The sequence below is a fragment of the Bacillus sp. FJAT-25509 genome (assembly GCF_001420605.1).
Lineage (GTDB): Bacteria > Bacillota > Bacilli > Bacillales > Bacillaceae_G > Gottfriedia.
In genome coordinates, this window is record NZ_LJIZ01000013.1 from 142264 (window position 1) to 160159 (window position 17896).

The window sequence follows — 17896 nt, forward strand, 5'->3', positions numbered from 1 at the left end:
CCATATAGGGGCAAATAAACGATTCTTATAATATAAGTGAAATGGGATGTCTCTATGAGACAGCCTTTTTTTGTGTGCAAAATAAACCACTTAGAAAACAATACATTAAATGAAATATTTTGGAAAAAGTATAAGAATAATAAGCCATGATTATGGGGCGGTGGAAAAAAGTGTTTAACTACAAAGAAACCAATAGTGCAGCTACAAATAAAAAAATTCCATTTCAAAATAATATATCTCGTTCTTTAAGTAAGGACATTTTAGAGAATATAAAAAGAATAAAAGATGATTTTGGAGATAGCTCTGACCTTGTGATTCGTCATGAAACACTTGGGGAAGGTATGCAGTATTCTTTTGCAGTCATTCATATTGACGGAATTTCAAACGAGAAACTAGTGAATGATGGAATCATAAATAAAATCGTTAAAATTAATGCAGAAAAAGAAACAACGCTGTCATTAACGGATTTAGAGAATGGCTTAAAAAGCGTAATCGCCGTTTCAAGTTTAAAATCACAATCAAGCTATACAAATCTCCTATCAGCATTACTGATTGGAGACACCGTTGTTCTTTTAGATCATGACAGTAACTTCTTAGTTGCATGTACAAAAATGGTGCAATCTAGAAGTATTTCAGAGCCTTCAACGCAAACTGTAATCAGAGGACCAAAGGATAGCTTCACAGAAAGCTTACGTACAAATACTTCTCTAATTCGTAATAGAATTCAACACCCAGCGTTGCGGATTGAGTCAATGAAAATAGGCGAAGTAACGAGAACTGATGTAGAAATAATGTATATAAAAGGAGTTGTAGATGAAGAGTTATTAAGGGAAGTAAAACATCGTTTAGAGGCTATTAATGCAGATGAAATCTTAGAATCCAGCTATATTGAAAACTATATTCAAAACGACCAAAAGACCATTTTTCCTACAATGATTAATTCAGAGAGACCTGATGCTGTAGTAGGTAATTTACTGGAAGGACGTGTTGCAATTTTTGTAGCTGGTACACCATTTGTCTTAATTTTACCAGCTACATTTACGCAGTTTTTTCAATCTCCAGAGGATTATTATCAAAGCTCATATATTGGAACTTTTTTAAGATTGCTGCGTTATATGTCGTTTTGGACAGCCTTATTTGCACCTGGAATTTTCATTGCAATTACTTCATTTCATCAGGCTGTAGTTCCTACCGTTTTATTAGTAAGTTTAGCTGCCCAGCGTGAAGGTGTACCTTTGCCAGCGATTGTTGAAGCTCTTGGTATGGAGCTAATTTTTGAAGTATTACGTGAAGCCGGAATTCGAATGCCAAGAGCGGTTGGGCAGGCACTTTCAATTGTTGGAGCCTTAATCTTGGGGCAAGCAGCTGTACAGGCAGGATTTGTATCTGCATCAATGGTTATCATCGTATCAATTACTGCGATTGCTAGCTTTACGATCCCTTATTATAATATGTCAATTGCCGCTAGGATTCTTAGGTTCATATTATTATTGGCAGCGGCTTATATTGGTTTATTTGGAATGTTAATTGGTGGTTTAATTATATTATTACATATGTGTAGCTTACGATCTTTTGGAGAACCATATTTTGCACCATTTGGACCATTCCGTATAAAAAGTCAAAAAGATACTATTTTAGTTGTACCTAGTCAAGGAAACACAAAAACCGTTAAAGAACAAAGATCTGGAGAATAAGTATGAAAAGAAAATGTATGATCTTAATTCTAATGACAAGTTTACTTTTGGTGAGTTGTTCTAATTATAAAGAACTAAACAGTGTATCAATCGTGGTAGCTATGGGTGTTGATTATATACCTAAAGATAATCAATACAATATGGTTCTTCAAATCATAAATCCGAGTGCAATTGCTAGCGTTACCGGTTCAATAGGTACACCAGTTATTTCCCTAGAAGAAAAAGGTAGAACGATTTCGGAAGCGGCTCGAAATATTACAAAAAGTGTTTCTCGATCAAATATATATTCTCATGTAGCACTCGTTGTCATTGGTGAAAACTTAGCAAAGGAAAAAACGTTGAACTATATATTTGACGTGTTTGAGAGGGATTCCAAAATACGTGTTAATATTCCAGTCATTGTTGCAAGAAACGACAGTGTTTATCGAGTAATGAATAATTTACCAGCACTTGATAAATTACCGGCTAAGTCAATCGTGGGAAAAATTAAAAATACGTCATCTCTTTTAGGAGAAAATCAAGAAATACAAATGCGCCAAGTAATATCAGCCCTTTCAAGTACTGGTAGAGAACCAGTTATTAATGGTGCAGTTTTAGAACATGCAACGAAGACTTCTGAAACACTTGATAATTTTTCAAGTGTGAAATCATCCTATAACAAGATTGAGGGGTTAGGCGTTTTTAAAAAAGGAAAGCTAGTGGGCTGGTTAGACGGCTCACCGGCCAAATCGGTACAAATAGTTGATAATGCAATAAAAGAAACAAATATACAAATAAAATGCAGCAAAAAAGAATATGATTCGATGGAGCTCACACGTGTGAAAACGGACACGAAGATTAAAATGAAAAATAAAACACCGATAATTCACATAAAGGTAAAATCGATCGCCATTATTGATGAAGTACTTTGCAATGACAATTTTGATAAAGCAAACACGCTAAAAAAATATGAAGTATTGAGTGAGAAAGCGATCAAGAAAACTATAGATGAAGGAATTAAGAAAGCACAAGGATATGGGGCAGATATTTTTGGGTTTGGCGATAAACTACATTTATCAGATCCAAAGGCTTTTAAAAAATATGAGAAAAATTGGGATGAACAATTTCAAAAAGCTAAAGTGAAAATTGATGTTGATGTCCAAATAAATAATGTAGGTATGAGAAAAAAAGCTTATCCATTTTAGAAAAGAAGGGAATGCTAATGAATCGAAAATTATCAATTGGTGCCTACCAATTCTTTAGTATTATATATTTATTTGAAATGGGGAGCTCTACATTAGTAGGACTTGCATCTGGTGCAATGCAGGATGCTTGGATTAGTGTTTTAATAGCTCTGGTTACTGGATGCTTACTGTTTTGTGTTTACATTAAATTATTTGATCTGTATCCCGAGCTACCATTAACGAGATATGTTCAATCTATTTTAGGGAAGTTTGCTGGCAAAATACTAGCAATGGTTTATATACTCTATTTTATTTATATTGGAGCAAGGGTTCTTAGAGACTTTGAAGAATTACTAGTGATTACACTTTACAATGCGTCCTCACTTATTTCAATCGGTATTTTATTTATGTTCTTATGTATGTATGCAATCTTTAAAGGCTTTGAAAGTTTCGGTAGAGTATGTGAGTTTTTGTTTATCGTAATCATCTTCATAATGGTATCAATAATTGGTTTTGAAGTAATTGCAGGGCTAATAAAGACTGATAATTTAAGACCCGTATTAGAGACAGGCTGGAAAAAAGTAATAAAAGAAGCATACCCTTTGACCGTTACATTTCCATTTGGCGAAATGATTGTATTTACAATGATTTTACCTTATTTAAAGAAACCAGAATATGCATGGAAGGTCGGTATTCCTGGATTAATTTTTGCGGGTCTGGTTTTAACATTAGTAACAATGCTTAATATTTGTGTTTTAGGTGCAAACACGGTGGTGAGAGCTACTTATCCTATCTTAACGGCAATTAGTTACATCAACATTGCTGATTTTATTCAAAGACTGGATTCAGTCGTTGTCATTGTTATTGCTGTTGGAGGATTTATTAAGATAACGATTTTTTTCTTTTGTGCGATTGTTGGAGCGGCAGATTTATTTAAAGTAAAAAAATCAGATACACTTACTTATCCAATTGCAGTAATTATCTTAATTTGTTCCGTCTGGATGGCACCTGACTATTTAGAGCATTATAAAGAAGGATTTGACATTGTTCCTTACTATTTACACATACCTTTACAAATCATTATTCCTGCGGTTCTGTTGATCATTGCAATGATCCAAAAGAAAGCAAAAACAAAAGAGAATGCAGCATAGAAACTCTAACTGCATTCTCTTTCGTTTTAATTAGAAGTATTTTGATTTTGTTCTTGATTTCGTTTCTTTTTTAGTTTTTTCATATACGATAGGACGACTTTGGCAACGCCGAATGGTACAGTAAAAAAGAAAATTAATACATAATCCTCACCTACTAGTTCTGTTTTGCTAAGTTTTATATTCGTTAGTAGATGAGGAAATTGATCACCATTATATAAGTCAATCCCTTCCAATAAGCACATCTCTAGTATAAATAAACATAGAAATACCCAAAACACCTTCAATATCAGCACCCCACTTACAATAACTAATTACAATTATTTTGGTATATGATGGCAGTGATTATACGGGAAGTTAGGGAAACTTCAACAAAAGTCCAAAAAAATCTATCTAAAAATTTTGTATGTAATATAAGAAGTGTAAAAGGGGAGAGCTAATTGATCTGTAGTAAGGATGACAGCATTTATGTTGTACTTATTAAGAAAATTTTTAAGTCAGCCATATTATGCAATGAAAACCGAACTAATGTATACCCTACCTAAAGCTGAGTCTATTAAAACCGTAGAGGTTGAAAAATCAATAAATGATGGAATAAAAAAGAGACAGATATAAAAGGCGATTACCTATTTTATATCTGTCTCTTTATTTGGATTTGAGAACCTTGACTCAAGTGAAATTCATTATAATTAGTTTAAAGAACATTAGTGAATTTATCTAATAATCTAGTTTGAACTTAATAATTAAAGCGCTGATTTATTATTTGTATTATGTTTATGTGAAATCGATTTGCGATTTTTCTGGATCCAATAGCCAATTGTTACTAAAATGACCCACGGTACACCAATTTTCCATGCTGAATTCCAATCTGGTGAAAATGCCATTGTAATTAATATACCACTAAGAAGAAGTATTCCGATCCATTGAAGAAATGGAAAGAGCGGTGCTTTAACTGGTAATGGCTCTTTATAATGAAGGTGAACGGTTTTTCTAAAGCGAAGATGACTAATTAAAATCATAAGCCATACTAAAATTCCACCAAAGATTGAAATACCAAATAATTTATTAAATGTATCTGGGTAGTACATAGACAATACAGTTGCGATTAATACTCCTGCACTTGAAATGAAAATTGCCGTTACAGGCGTACCATTTTTTGATAATTGACCGAATGATTTTGGGGCATAATCTCCACGAGATAAGGAGAATAACATACGTGATGTTAAGTATAAATTAGTATTCATACTAGATAGTGCAGCTGTTAAGATAACAAAATTCATAATGCCAGCCGCATATCTCACACCTGAACTCTCGAAGACTTTGACAAACGGTGACCCTGATACTTCATGGGCACCTGCTTGCATCCAAGGTATAACGGCAACGATGATTCCTAACGATAGAATATAGAATAAAAACAAACGTAGAACCATGCTCTTCATTGCTTTAGGAATTGCTTTTTTTGGATCTTTAGATTCCCCAGCTGTAACTGCGACAATCTCTACACCATAAAAACTAAAGATTGCCATAAGCACTGCCATCCAAACTCCTTTAAATCCATTAGGTAGGAATCCGTGCTGATCGGTATAATGATGAAATCCTACAGAATGCGAATGCCCAATTCCGAATAGGAGCGAAACACCAAAAACTATGAACAGTACAATAGCCACGACTTTAATCATTGCAAACCAATACTCGATTTGGCCAAAGTTAGCAACAGACCTACTGTTCACAAGAACTAAAGCTATACCAAAACCAAGTGTCCATAACCAAACAGGAATACTAGGAAACCAATACTGCATATATAGTCCAACTGCGACAGCTTCTCCACCAATTGCGATTACTTGTGCCGCCCAATACGTATAGCGGATTAGGAAACCTGCCCAAGGGTTTAAATACATCTCTGCATAAGTACCGAATGACCCGGCAGTTGGATGCACAACAGCCATTTCAGATAAACTAAACATCATAATGACTGCTATAAATGCAGCAATAATATAACTTAGAATAACCCCAGGTCCAGCGTATCCGATTGCAATACCACTTCCCATAAATAAACCGGTGCCAATTGCTCCACCAATTCCAATCATGGTCAGCTGTTTACTCGTAAGTGAACGACTTAGTCCTCCTTCTCGTTCAATTACTGTTTTATTTTCCTTCATACTGTTTCGCCACCTTTCTTGAATTGTTTACGATAAGATAACGTCCAATCAACACTTTTCCCGGCAATCAGCATACTAAAAAACGTAAGGAAAGTTCGCTGTAATCCTTCTCCGATTAAAGAACACAAAAGGACAATTCCGTTTATAACCATCATCGTTTTACCAATAGAAAAATTCGAGAATTTTCTATTGATTACTACACTTGCTATATCAAGCCCTCCAGTTGTACCACCTGCTAATATCACGATCCCAATCCCGACTCCTGACAAAATACCACTAAGGAGGCACCCTATTAAAGGTAGGTGCGGTCCTGGTATTGAGGTAAATAACGTTAAGAAGAGTGATAAACTAAACATACCGAGTAAACTTAACAGTGCAAATGGTACACCGACTGCTCGGTATCCAATTAAAAATAGTGGAATATTTAATAGAAAATATAGGAGCCCTAGTGGAATAGGTATTAATTTAACTAGCATCATACAAATACCACCTAGTCCAGGAGCCACAATTCCGTTTGGTACTTGGAAAAAGTAATAGGTAAGTGCGACCAAGATTGTTCCGACAATTACCATAATTACTTTTTGGAAATACAATTTTTTGTTAGATTTTAATAATTGCATAAGCAATTTCCTCAATTGCACGTACAACTTCGTCTTCTGTATTGTAAAAATGAGGAGCTACACGTAAGACGTCATTTCGAGCAGAGACAATTATTTTTTTCGTTTTCAAGTAACGCTCAACGGCTGTAGCTTGTTCCACTCGAATAGCAGTGTTACTACCTTTTATAGATAAATCTGTTGGGCTAACAACGGTCAAACCGCGTGAATGAGCGGTTTCAATTGCAACAGTTGATAAGTGAGATAGATACTCCTGAATGGCAGGAACACCAATTTGATTTAATAAAGAAATACCTGCTTCAGCTGCATAAGCGTTGATCATCATAGGAGTTCCAGTATCAAATCTCCTTGTCCCTTCTGCATAATCAAGAAGATGCTGATCAAATGCAAATGGATTTACTCGACTAAACCAACCAGTCGTTGGGGGGTGTAGAGACTCTGCTAATTCTTTTCTTACATATAAAAAGCTAATCCCAGGTATACCAAGTAAAAACTTTTGTGCACCTGTTGCGAGTGCATCGACTCCCATTTCCTTTACATCGATTGGAACACTTCCGGCAGATTGATAGGCATCGACAAATAGTAGTGATCCATTCGCTTTGGTAATGTTTGATATAGCTTTGATATCCTGAATAAAGCCATTATAATAAGAAACATGTGGAACAGAAGTTACAAGTGTGCTTGAATCCACTGTTTCTTCGTATTGGTCGATTTGAATTTGATGACTGTTTTCTTTTAAAAACGTGACGTTTGCGCCGCGTGGTACTTGTGATAACCAAACATGACCAATGCAAGGAAAATCAATATCCGTAGTAACAACTTTATTTCGACTTCCAGTAAAATCTAACGAGGCTGCAAATGAAGAAGCGGCATCCGATACACTAGATAGCACCGCAATCTCATCTGGAGAAGCATTTATTAAAGTAGCAAAAGCAACTTTTGCTTCATAGACTTTGTCCATCCATCCTTCCCAGTCCATACCTTTTTCGGTCCAGCTTGTTAGGTAAGATTGAATACTTGCCTTCACCGGTGATGAGATTGCACTTTGGGAACAACTTGATAAATGAATTGTTTCAGATAAGGTCGGAAAAAGAGAACGTTTTTCTATAAATGGGTTTATCATTTTAAATCATCCTTCCACTAATTTGGTAGCGTTTTCATTTTTGATATTTAATTAATATGAGGTGACATATGAATCATCAGTCCTTATGGTTTGAACAAGGTGAATGGGCAGCAATTCCTTTTCTTGAAATAGGTAAAGAACTTTCATTTTCGCGTGAAAATGTATTAATTCAACAAGATGAGAAACATCCTTTTGTGTATCTCGTCCTTGAAGGGCGAATTCGAATTTATTTGTTATCGCCTAATGGGTCTGAACGCCATTTATATATCGTTGGACCTGGTAATATTATTGGAGAATCAAACGTATGGGCAGAAGAAGTATATGGTTACAACGCATCTACTTCATCAAGTGCACGAGTCCTTCGAATACCCAAACCAGCATTTCATGATATTGTTATGAGAGACCCGATGCTTATTCAAAAAGTACTAAGATCATTGAGCAACAAACAATCAGCTTTATTACTTCAAACGAAGTTAATGAGTTTTTCAGATATAGGTGAGCGGGTTCTAACTATGTTGCGCCAATTAGCATCCTCATATGGTAAGGAAACACCTAAGGGGATAACAATTACGATTCCATTCACTCATCAGGAACTTGCTTATGTAGTTGGTTCTTCACGTGTAAGCGTGTCCTATGTAATGAATGAATTATGTGAAAAAGGAATTATCGAGAAACAAAATGGCCGCTATACATTACTAGCCTAAGAGCGTTAACGCTTTCGTTTAGTAACTTAATCTTAAGAAATTCTTTCGCCTAAATCTGTCAAATACTTTACAAAATATCTGATTTTTTTAAATTTTCCATAAATAAAATAGATACTAATTTTAGATTATAAAATCTATAGGCTACTAGAATAAATAAATCCCTTAATCGGGGTGACCTCAAATGGCTGAAGTATAAATTGATAATATAAAAACTCCCAAATGAATATATCATCGAGCGATGGGAGATAAAATAGACAGTTCATTATTGGTTTGCGTTAACTTGCAAAATAAGATAGTATTATATTTATAACGCATAGAAGCTGGTCTTAAGACTTGCTTCTTTTTTATTAACATATAGAATCTTTTCAATTGGAGGACTACATAAAATGTTAGATATTAAAGCAATTAAAGAAATTCTTCCTCATCGTTACCCATTTTTATTAGTAGATCGTATCATTGAGCATGAAGAAGGTAAACGTGCGATTGGTATTAAAAATGTTACAGCTAACGAAGAGTTTTTTAATGGTCATTTCCCTGATTATCCTGTAATGCCGGGAGTACTAATTGTAGAAGCCCTAGCACAAGTTGGTGGAGTAGCAGCTTTAAGCTTAGAACAAAACAAAGGAAAGCTAGCATTATTTGCTGGTATCGATAATTGCCGTTTTAAAAGACAAGTAGTACCAGGCGACCAGCTAAGACTAGAGGTTGAACTAGTGAAAATGCGTGGACCAATCGGTAAAGGTAAGGCAGTAGCAACTGTAGACGGACAAATCGCTTGTGAAGCTGAACTTACATTTGCACTTAAATAAATCGAATTAAATTAGAAAAAATCCTATTTGAAAAAAATAGGATTTTTTTATTATTGAATATTGTAAAGCTACCAGTGAGATGGATGAGCTGCAAACAAAGAAGCTGAATCTGCAATTAAAAGGTTGTGCCCGTATAATTATGTAAAAAAAGTGGTTCATACACTAGTCTAGAGAATTTAAATGCCCAATTAGTTATCATGATTAAATGTGTAGTGAGCTTTATTCGTTTTTCTCCACTCTATAGCTTTTCGCTCTATTTCCTTCACAAAAGCATCTTTTCCATCCATGTATCCATAAATATCATTTGAAAATTTTTCAGCTAGTTGTGCTTTTAGTTCCCCATAAGCTTTCATCTCATCCTCATGTGCCCATAAATAAGCAGGAACTGCTAAATGGCGCTCAATTTCTTTTTCATTATCAAACTGATACATATGCATTTGATGGGTACGATTTTCTCCACCTTTTCGGTAGTATCTTCTACCTGTTAGACCGAACTCACCAAGCCCCTCATAACCAATCTCAGCCAATTGACTGTTATACTTGTCTATGTTTTCTATGTTTTTAACGACAGGCAACATATCGATAATCGGTTTAGCTTTTAAATTTGGAACTGATGTACTACCAATATGATGAATTTCAATAAGCTCATCTTTTAGGATTTTACGAATACGATTTGCTTCTTCTTGAAATAAGTTATTCCAATTTCTATCATGGTTTTTGACAATTACGTTCATTCCATTTTTTGTGCCCATATTACAACCTCCATTTAAAAGAAAATGGGATTATCTTAAATACAATAATCCCATTTGCCTTGCATATTAAACTCCTAACAAATCAACAAGCTCATCCATAGACAATTCTGTAATCCATTGTTCGCTCGTTATGATTGTATCGTTAAGTGATTGTTTCCGTTGTAGCATTTCATCAATTTTTTCTTCTAGTGTCCCAATCGTTACAAATTTATGGACTTGAACGAATTTTGTTTGTCCGATTCGGTATGCACGGTCAGTCGCTTGATTTTCAACAGCTGGGTTCCACCAACGGTCAAAGTGCATTACGTGATTTGCTGCTGTTAAGTTTAGTCCTGTTCCGCCAGCTTTGAGTGACAGAATAAACACTTTTACATCGCCGTTTTGAAAGCGAGAAATCATATTATCACGGGCAGTTTTAGGAACACTACCGTTTAAGAATAATACTTCTTCACCAAATTTTGCTTGGATTGCCTCTTTAAGCATATCGCCCATTCTCACATATTGAGTAAAGATTAGACAGCTTTCGCTTTGTTCAAGGATTGGGTCTATTAATTCGAATAGTCGTTCAACTTTGCTTGATCTCTCTTCGAATTCAACAAGCTGTGATTCCTTTAAGAATAAAGAAGGGTGATCACAGATTTGTTTTAATTTATTTAGCATCCATAAAATACGGCCACGACGTTCGATACCAGTTAATGTATCGATTTGTTTTAAGCTGTCTTGAACAACTTGTTCGTATAATGCCGCTTGTTCAACCGATAAAGGACAGAGCATCTTTTGTTCTTGTTTCGGTGGAAGATTTAAAGCAACATCTTCGTCTTGCTTTGTCCGTCTTAGTAAGAAAGGCGAAATTAAACGATGAACAGCATTTATCTTTTCTTCATCTCGGTCCTTTTCAATAGGGTTTACATAATTGCTAGCGAAACGGTTTAGCGATCCAAGATATCCTCTATTTATAAAATCAAATATTGTCCAAAGCTCCGTTAAGCGGTTTTCCATTGGGGTACCGGTAAGAGCAATGCGATGCTCAGCTTTTAACCCACGAACTGCACGAGACTGCTTTGTTGTTGGATTTTTTATATTTTGAGCTTCATCAAGAATGATACTTTTCCAAATATATTGCGTAAGGTCCTCATAATCTAAAACGCTTAAAGCATAGGAAGTAATGACAATATCAACATCTCTGATTACTGAAAATAAATCTTCACCTTTTAATCGATTTCCTCCATAGTGAACATGAACAGTTAAATCAGGATAAAATAATTCAATTTCACGTTTCCAGTTGTTGATAACAGAAGTAGGGCAGACAATCAATGATGCCCCTTGTTTTTCTTCGTTTTCTTTACGATAAGCTAAATAAGAGATCGATTGAATTGTTTTACCAAGCCCCATATCGTCAGCAAGTAATGCACCAAATCCCATATTTTTCAAATGAACTAGCCATTCGAATCCTTTTTGTTGATATGCACGTAAAGTTGCTTGCAGACCATGAGGAACATTAAGCTCAGGAACTTCTGAAATGGATGTTAATCGTTTAGTTAGTTCTCGGAATACATCATCTACTTCGATTTCAACTTCGGCAAAAGGTGAGTGATCGTCCTCAGGTTTTTCAGTCCCCTGTAGTAGCTCATGTTGAAGAACTTCGTGAAATCTAAGTCCCTGTTTTTCAGCCTTTGCCATCATTTTCTTCATACGTGCAATAAAAGCAGGGTCAAGTGCAATCCATTGACCGTTAAATTGAATTAAGCGTCTTTGATTTTCAACGAATTGCTGGAATTGTTGTTCTGAAAGCTCCATCCCATTTGTAGAAATTCGCCAGTTGAAGTCAACCAATGTTTCCATATTGAAAAATGAATTTCCAGCAGGTTTACCTTTTACGCTTGCTTTTAAAGTCATCTTATTTTGTTTTAAAGCTTGCCACCAGCTTGGTAAAAGAACCTGAATATTTGCGGAAAGTACTTTTTCACTATCCTCTGTTAAAAAAGTCCAAGCTTCTTGTTCACTTAAAACTTCTTTTGGCTTATGATCATCGATTAAGTTTGGTGCTAATAAGCCTACTCCTTGGAACGTTCGATCTAAATACTCAGCATAAGATGAATGCTTTTTATGTAATGATTCATGTCCGTTATATTCATAAGGTTTTATCGTTTTTCGTTCATCAATTAAATATGTACGTAAATTCCAGTCATCATGTTCACTCAATGGCTCTTCAAGTACTAATCGAATTGAAAATGGAACATCATCGTCTCTTAAACCGATTTTCACATGCCAATCATCTTCATCAATACTATGTGTGAGTTGCTGTTTTATATAACTTGGATTGTGATACAAGCCCCTAGCAATATCCCAACGTTTAGACTGTAATGTTTCGATTTCAAACTGCTGTTTAATTGTAGAAGAAACCAATTCCTGTAAAGTTGGTTCTAATTGTTCAAATCCATCAATTTTCCATAGCTCTTCGCCATTCTGATAATGAGCAAAACTTGGCGAAACGTGGCCTTCGTTAAAATCATCGTATAAACGTGAGATGACCGAATGAAACTCGTTTGCTTCATCTAAATAAGTAATCTCTACTAGTGAGTTTTCTTGATGTTCTCTAAAAAAAGTAAGTGCTTCGATGGGAGTTAAAAGAATTCCTTCAATCTGACCGACTCGGGTCGGCTGCAATAATGTCCCATAATATGAAGGTTCATGCCATTGAAACACTAGATGCTTCCATGCGGTTACCGGTAAAATGACACCGTGACTTTGCATTCCATAAATGAGTAAGCCTTTTCGCTCGACCCATTTTACGGCAATACTAAGATTTGCTAGTCGCTTCATTGACTAATTTTCCTTTCTTTAATTCCTCTTGAAGTGCACGTAAACGAATAAATTGAGATTCAACATACTGAATATAGTCATCCCACTCATTCATACGCTTTAATTTTTTATAATTTGTTCTTAGTTTTTTTAAATATCGTACAGCTATTTTATAGTTTGCTCGACCTTTTAACTCAATGTAATAAAGAACCAAGTGATGGTAAATAGGCAATACTGATTGAGGTGAGTACTTATGTACTTCCTGAAGGTCATGTTTATCAATGTAATCAGGATTGTAAGAATATAAGTGCATTTGTAGCTCAGCCCATCGTTTGTATTCACGATTATGCATTAAATAATCAGTGTACTGCATCACACTATATGGTAGTAATGCTTGATAAACTACTTCTAACCCAGCCGTTTCATTAGTGTAAAAACTATTGTACTCATAATTAGTAAGGAAATGTTTCGCAAAAGTAGTTTTTGCATATTCATCATCGCCATTTTTTAAAAAGTGTAAAAGCATCTCGTAATATAATGGCAAAAACAATGTTAGTCGATCTGTTTCATTGTTTTTTCGAAGACTTTCAATCCAGTAAGTAAAGCAATAGAGAGTACGTTCATTATTGCTGTATTGCTTTATAATGGACAGCATTGATTCATCTTCTTTTAATAAAAAGTATAGATGAGCTTTTCCTAAATCTGCATAATAATTGTCCTCAACCTTTGATAAAGTTTCTAAATCCTTATATAAAATCTTTGGACTATTTAATAGCTCTTTATATACATGACGAAAAGAGTTATATCGAGGAACTAAACAAAGGTTTCTTTCTAATAAAAGAGATTGCAACTGCTCACGAAGAACCTCTTCGTACTGAGTAGAAACAGAACCTCCAGTTAAATTATGTAATTGCCTACTAACTGCGTCAATTTGATTTTCTAGCATTGTCATTTCACGTGGTAAATGAGCATTGTCGTAAACTGTACTTTGAATTTCTATTTGTCCGACCATTTTATTCATTGTAAAAATTGACGCAAGTAACTGATATTGTAGCTTTTCCTTTTCTTGACGTGGTTGTTGGTTCAATAATCCATGATAAAACCGTTCATATAATGGATAAACAAAATAAACATCTTGGTAAAATGACGTCCTTTGCTGTTCTATGTACTCCTTATACTTTTGCTCAAACAACGCCACTGTCTCTTTAGGTTGATCCTGTTCAAACATATTCATTTGATCCAGCAGTTGGCGACCGGTCATGATATTCGGGATACTTTTTAAAGAAGACTGTTTAAACTTCCTCATAATATCTCCGACTAAAGAAAATGAAGCGGCAGCATAGCAAAGTAGTGCAATTTGATGTTGGCATGGAGGAGCTTCGTAGCAATCACATCCATTTTGATCATGGTTTTCAATATGTAGAATTGGTAAATGAATTTGGTCGCCCTCTTCGACAACCCCGACTAGGCGACCTTCGCGAACCGATACATTGTATACTTGACCTAGCCTATACAACTGCAGGCCAGTTTCAACAAGCTCTGCGTCCCTCGTATTTTGAGGAGAAAGCTTTGAAAAAAGTGAATATGAAAGTTCATAAATAATATCTTTACTTAAATCACGCTGAAGCATTCGATGCCTCCTTACTCGAAACATTCTTATTGGTAATTATACCCTAAACAAATACGATACACATAGCCGAAAAGGGAAAAAATGAAAGTTGGTAACTCGGAAACAGCAAATAAAAGTGTGAAACGCAATTAAATTCCAGGAGCGCAAATAAAAAGTGCAAATCGCAATTAAAATTCAGGAATCGCAAATAAAAAGTGTGAAACGCAATTAAAATTCAGGAATCGCAAATAAAAAGTGTGAACCGCAATTAAAATCCGGGAACGCAAATAAAAAGTTTAAATCGCAATTAAAATCCGGGAATGGCAAATAAAAAGCATCGAATCAAATAAATTCAAAAAAAAATCGTATTTATATTGTAAAATCCTCATAGTTTCAACTAAAATCTATAAAAACATACCTATTTTAAAGTAAAAAACGTAACAGGAATAGACAGGTGTGTAATACAATTTTAATATGCAATGAAAATGCTAATATTATAAACTAATAATATATTAGACAATTAAAATAAGCTCCCTAAATAGGGAGCTTTTCGTCTGTTATGAGATTATTATATAAAAACAATTACTTACATATACACAATTGTTTTTGATTAATTAGAGAGGTGAAGGGTTTGAAAAAAGGTTTTATTAGTTTAGTTGTTTTAGTACTTATGTTTAGTATGTTTAAAGATGTATTTGCAGAATCAACAACAAATGCAAATTCAGAAAAATGGGTTGTAACGCTAAAACCTACAGATTTGACGATTCAGAATAATGAAACTGGAGGAACGACCGGCGGAGCAACAACTGGAGGAACGACCGGCGGAGCAACAACTGGAGGAACGACCGGCGGAGCAACAACTGGAGCAACAACTGGAGGAACGACCGGCGGAGCAACAACTGGAGCAACAACTGGAGGAACGACCGGCGGAGCAACAACTGGAGCAACAACTGGAGGAACGACCGGCGGAGCAACAACTGGAGGAACGACCGGCGGAGCAACAACTGGAGCAACAACTGGAGGAACAACCGGCGGAGCAACAACTGGAGGAGCAACCGGAGGAACAACAGGTGAAGCAACCGGAGGAACAACAGGTGAAGCAACTGGAGGANCCGGAGGAACAACAGGTGAAGCAACTGGAGGAACGACCGGCGGAGCAACAACTGGAGGAACAACTGGAGGAGCAACCGGAGGAACAACAACTGGAGCAACAACTGGAGGAGCAACCGGAGGAACAACAGGTGAAGCAACCGGAGGAACAACAGGTGAAGCAACTGGAGGAGCAACCGGAGGAACAACAGGTGAAGCAACCGGGGGAACAACTGGAGGAACAACAGGTGAAACAACCGGAGGAAAGACTGGTGCAGCAACAAACGTAACAACAACTACTATAACAATACCAGCAAACGTTAAGTTAAAAGTAGATAAAGAGGAGAATGACCTTTACTATGTTACTTATAATGGGAATGCTGGGACTATTTTGAAAAGTGCGGTCCGAAATGCAACGCCATGGGAAATCTACCCAACGGCGAAAGTTTTTAAGGTAACTAGCGATACACCTCTATTATTAAATGAAAATGGTAAATTAGTGAATAGGGGAACAGTTAAAGCAAATACGGTTTTTAGTAAAACAGGTGAGAAGAATCAGTATTTAATGATCCAATATTCTAATCAAACTGCTTATATTGATAAAAATAAAACAACCCCTTTACCAAATGAGACATTGCCTGTAATCAGTATTGTGACGCAGCCTGTTAAAATTACGGCGGGTGTTGCAGTACGAAATACAAAAATCGTTTTCCCACGGGATCCGAAACCAACGATGGTTAGTATACCTGCTAAACAAAAAATAGTAATTGATTCAGCTTATTCATCTTATTATGTCGTTAAAGTTGGAGGGCTTAAGGGGCTAATCCCTAAAGCAGATATTTCGTTAAAAACTTATAACTACGTTGACCCAAATGGTGACTACTCATATGACGAGTTGACAGCGGATTTACAGGAGCTGAATGCTTGGTACCCTGGATTTACTAAAGTTGAAACAATTGGTAAATCTGTAGATGGTAGAAATTTATATGCGATTAAGTTAGGGACTGGTAAATCTGAAATTAGTATAAACGGTTCGCATCATGCACGTGAGCACATGACGACAAATGTCATAATGGAAATGCTTGATCAATACGCTAGTGCGTATGAAAAAAATACAAAAATATCTGGTTTTGATGTAAGGAAAACATTATCCCAAACGTCTATTTATTTTGTACCAATGGTTAATCCTGATGGTGTAATGCTTGTACAAAAAGGTGCGAGCAGTGCAAAGAATCCAAATCAGGCCATTAAATTAAATAATGGTAGCAAGAATTTTAAAGCTTGGAAGGCAAATGTACGTGGCGTAGATTTAAATCGTCAATATCCAGCTGGGTGGAATACAATTTCTGGTAATAAGTCAAAGCCTGGCCCTGATAACTATAAAGGTACAAAGGCTCTAAGTGAACCAGAAGCTAAAGCTTTATATGATTTCACAAATAAACATTCATTCAAAAATACAGTTGCATATCACTCATCAGGAAATATTATTTTCTGGCATTATAACCAATCAGGAACTCAAATGGCTAGAGATAAGGCAATTGCTACAAAATTATCAAAACAAACAGGCTATAGTTTGGTCGCTCCCGCAAAAGGTGGAGGCGGTGGATATAAGGACTGGTATGTCGCTGCAAAAAAACGACCTGGATTTACTATTGAAATTTCTCCTTATGTAGGGAACAAACCAGTTCCTAATAGTTACTTTAGTAGTATTATGAAGAAGAACTTACCAGTTGGTTTAATACTTGCTAACGAAAAGTAAAAAATAAGGTCATTTTTTATAAAAATTATTAATTTTTAATTATTCTTCGTGCACAATTTGTTTTTCATTTCATTTTATGTTACGATAGGGACATACTTAATAAGAAATTGGTTAATTCAATTCATGTGTTAAAAGGGACGAATTTTCATCCTGTTCTAATGTGTGTATTTTTTCTTAACAATACTCATTAAGTGTAAAAAAACAGGTATAATGGAGGTTCGTACAATGAACACAGGTACAGTAAAATGGTTTAACGCAGAAAAAGGTTTCGGATTCATCGCTGTTGAAGGTGGAGACGATGTATTCGTACATTTCTCAGCTATCCAAGGCGAAGGTTTCAAATCTCTTGAAGAAGGCCAAAAAGTAAGCTTTGAGATCACTCAAGGTAACCGTGGCGCTCAAGCTGAAAACGTAGTTAAATTATAATTTTCACTTTTGAGTGAGTAAAAGGCTGCTAGCATTTTTGTT

The 17896-nt window shown here is 35.5% G+C and carries 15 protein-coding genes; 8 read left to right on the forward strand and 7 right to left on the reverse strand.

The annotated features are described in order from the left end of the window. Positions 1-170: 170 nt before the first annotated feature. Genes AN960_RS08045 through AN960_RS08055 form a run of 3 tightly spaced genes read left to right on the forward strand, consistent with a single transcriptional unit; the run spans position 171 to position 4008 of the window. A complete protein-coding gene (locus AN960_RS08045; protein WP_286131646.1) occupies positions 171-1694 on the forward strand; it encodes a spore germination protein in 1524 nt (507 codons plus the stop codon). A 2-nt stretch (positions 1695-1696) separates the two neighbouring features. After that, on the forward strand, positions 1697-2878 hold the full coding sequence (locus tag AN960_RS08050) for a Ger(x)C family spore germination protein (RefSeq protein ID WP_056469357.1): 1182 nt from the start codon (positions 1697-1699) through the stop codon (positions 2876-2878). Positions 2879-2895: 17 nt separating this feature from the next. Further along, positions 2896-4008: a GerAB/ArcD/ProY family transporter gene (locus AN960_RS08055; protein ID WP_056469360.1), complete on the forward strand. Its 1113-nt coding sequence runs from the start codon at positions 2896-2898 to the stop codon at positions 4006-4008. A gap of 26 nt (positions 4009-4034) precedes the next feature. Here AN960_RS08055 and AN960_RS08060 read toward each other — a convergent pair whose 3' ends face one another. The 4 genes from AN960_RS08060 to AN960_RS08075 all read right to left on the reverse strand — a co-directional run bounded on the left by AN960_RS08060 (position 4035) and on the right by AN960_RS08075 (position 7904). Beyond that, positions 4035-4292: a hypothetical protein gene (locus AN960_RS08060; protein ID WP_056469362.1), complete on the reverse strand. Its 258-nt coding sequence runs from the start codon at positions 4290-4292 to the stop codon at positions 4035-4037. 456 nt (positions 4293-4748) lie between these two features. Further along, on the reverse strand, positions 4749-6164 hold the full coding sequence (locus tag AN960_RS08065) for an amino acid permease (protein WP_056469365.1): 1416 nt from the start codon (positions 6162-6164) through the stop codon (positions 4749-4751). Next, a complete protein-coding gene (locus tag AN960_RS08070) occupies positions 6161-6784 on the reverse strand; it encodes a YitT family protein (RefSeq protein ID WP_056469368.1) in 624 nt (207 codons plus the stop codon). The genes AN960_RS08065 and AN960_RS08070 overlap by 4 nt, the downstream gene beginning before the upstream one ends. After that, entirely contained in the window at positions 6765-7904 is a 1140-nt protein-coding gene (locus tag AN960_RS08075) for an aminotransferase class V-fold PLP-dependent enzyme (protein ID WP_056469371.1), read from the reverse strand. The genes AN960_RS08070 and AN960_RS08075 overlap by 20 nt, the downstream gene beginning before the upstream one ends. A gap of 68 nt (positions 7905-7972) precedes the next feature. Between AN960_RS08075 and AN960_RS08080 the strand changes: the two genes are divergently transcribed. After that, positions 7973-8608: a Crp/Fnr family transcriptional regulator gene (locus AN960_RS08080; RefSeq protein WP_056469374.1), complete on the forward strand. Its 636-nt coding sequence runs from the start codon at positions 7973-7975 to the stop codon at positions 8606-8608. 386 nt (positions 8609-8994) lie between these two features. Further along, positions 8995-9417, forward strand: a complete 423-nt coding sequence (fabZ, locus tag AN960_RS08085) for a 3-hydroxyacyl-ACP dehydratase FabZ (protein WP_056469377.1) — start codon at positions 8995-8997, stop codon at positions 9415-9417. 188 nt (positions 9418-9605) lie between these two features. Here the strand turns inward: fabZ and AN960_RS08090 are convergent, their stop codons facing one another. From AN960_RS08090 to AN960_RS08100, 3 genes are all read right to left on the reverse strand, one after another. Next, complete coding sequence (locus AN960_RS08090) at positions 9606-10169, reverse strand: GrpB family protein (protein ID WP_286131648.1); 564 nt, start codon at positions 10167-10169, stop codon at positions 9606-9608. A 66-nt stretch (positions 10170-10235) separates the two neighbouring features. Then, positions 10236-12992 carry a DEAD/DEAH box helicase gene (locus AN960_RS08095; protein WP_056469379.1) on the reverse strand — a complete coding sequence of 919 codons (2757 nt, stop codon included), beginning with the start codon at positions 12990-12992 and terminating at the stop codon, positions 10236-10238. Then, the gene (locus tag AN960_RS08100; RefSeq protein ID WP_056469383.1) at positions 12970-14601 is read right to left on the reverse strand and encodes a hypothetical protein; all 1632 of its coding nucleotides are present in this window, start codon (positions 14599-14601) and stop codon (positions 12970-12972) included. Before AN960_RS08100 ends, AN960_RS08095 begins: the two co-directional genes overlap by 23 nt. 610 nt (positions 14602-15211) lie before the next feature. On the opposite strand from AN960_RS08100, the gene AN960_RS24905 reads away from it, so the two are divergent. From AN960_RS24905 to AN960_RS08110, 3 genes are all read left to right on the forward strand, one after another. Continuing rightward, the coding region (locus tag AN960_RS24905) for a hypothetical protein (protein ID WP_216600071.1) at positions 15212-15691 on the forward strand (480 nt) is incomplete at its 3' end. A 711-nt stretch (positions 15692-16402) separates the two neighbouring features. Continuing rightward, a complete protein-coding gene (locus tag AN960_RS25325) occupies positions 16403-17428 on the forward strand; it encodes a M14 family metallopeptidase (protein ID WP_353611579.1) in 1026 nt (341 codons plus the stop codon). 225 nt (positions 17429-17653) lie between these two features. Continuing rightward, complete coding sequence (locus tag AN960_RS08110; RefSeq protein WP_056469390.1) at positions 17654-17854, forward strand: cold-shock protein; 201 nt, start codon at positions 17654-17656, stop codon at positions 17852-17854. Positions 17855-17896: the final 42 nt, after the last annotated feature.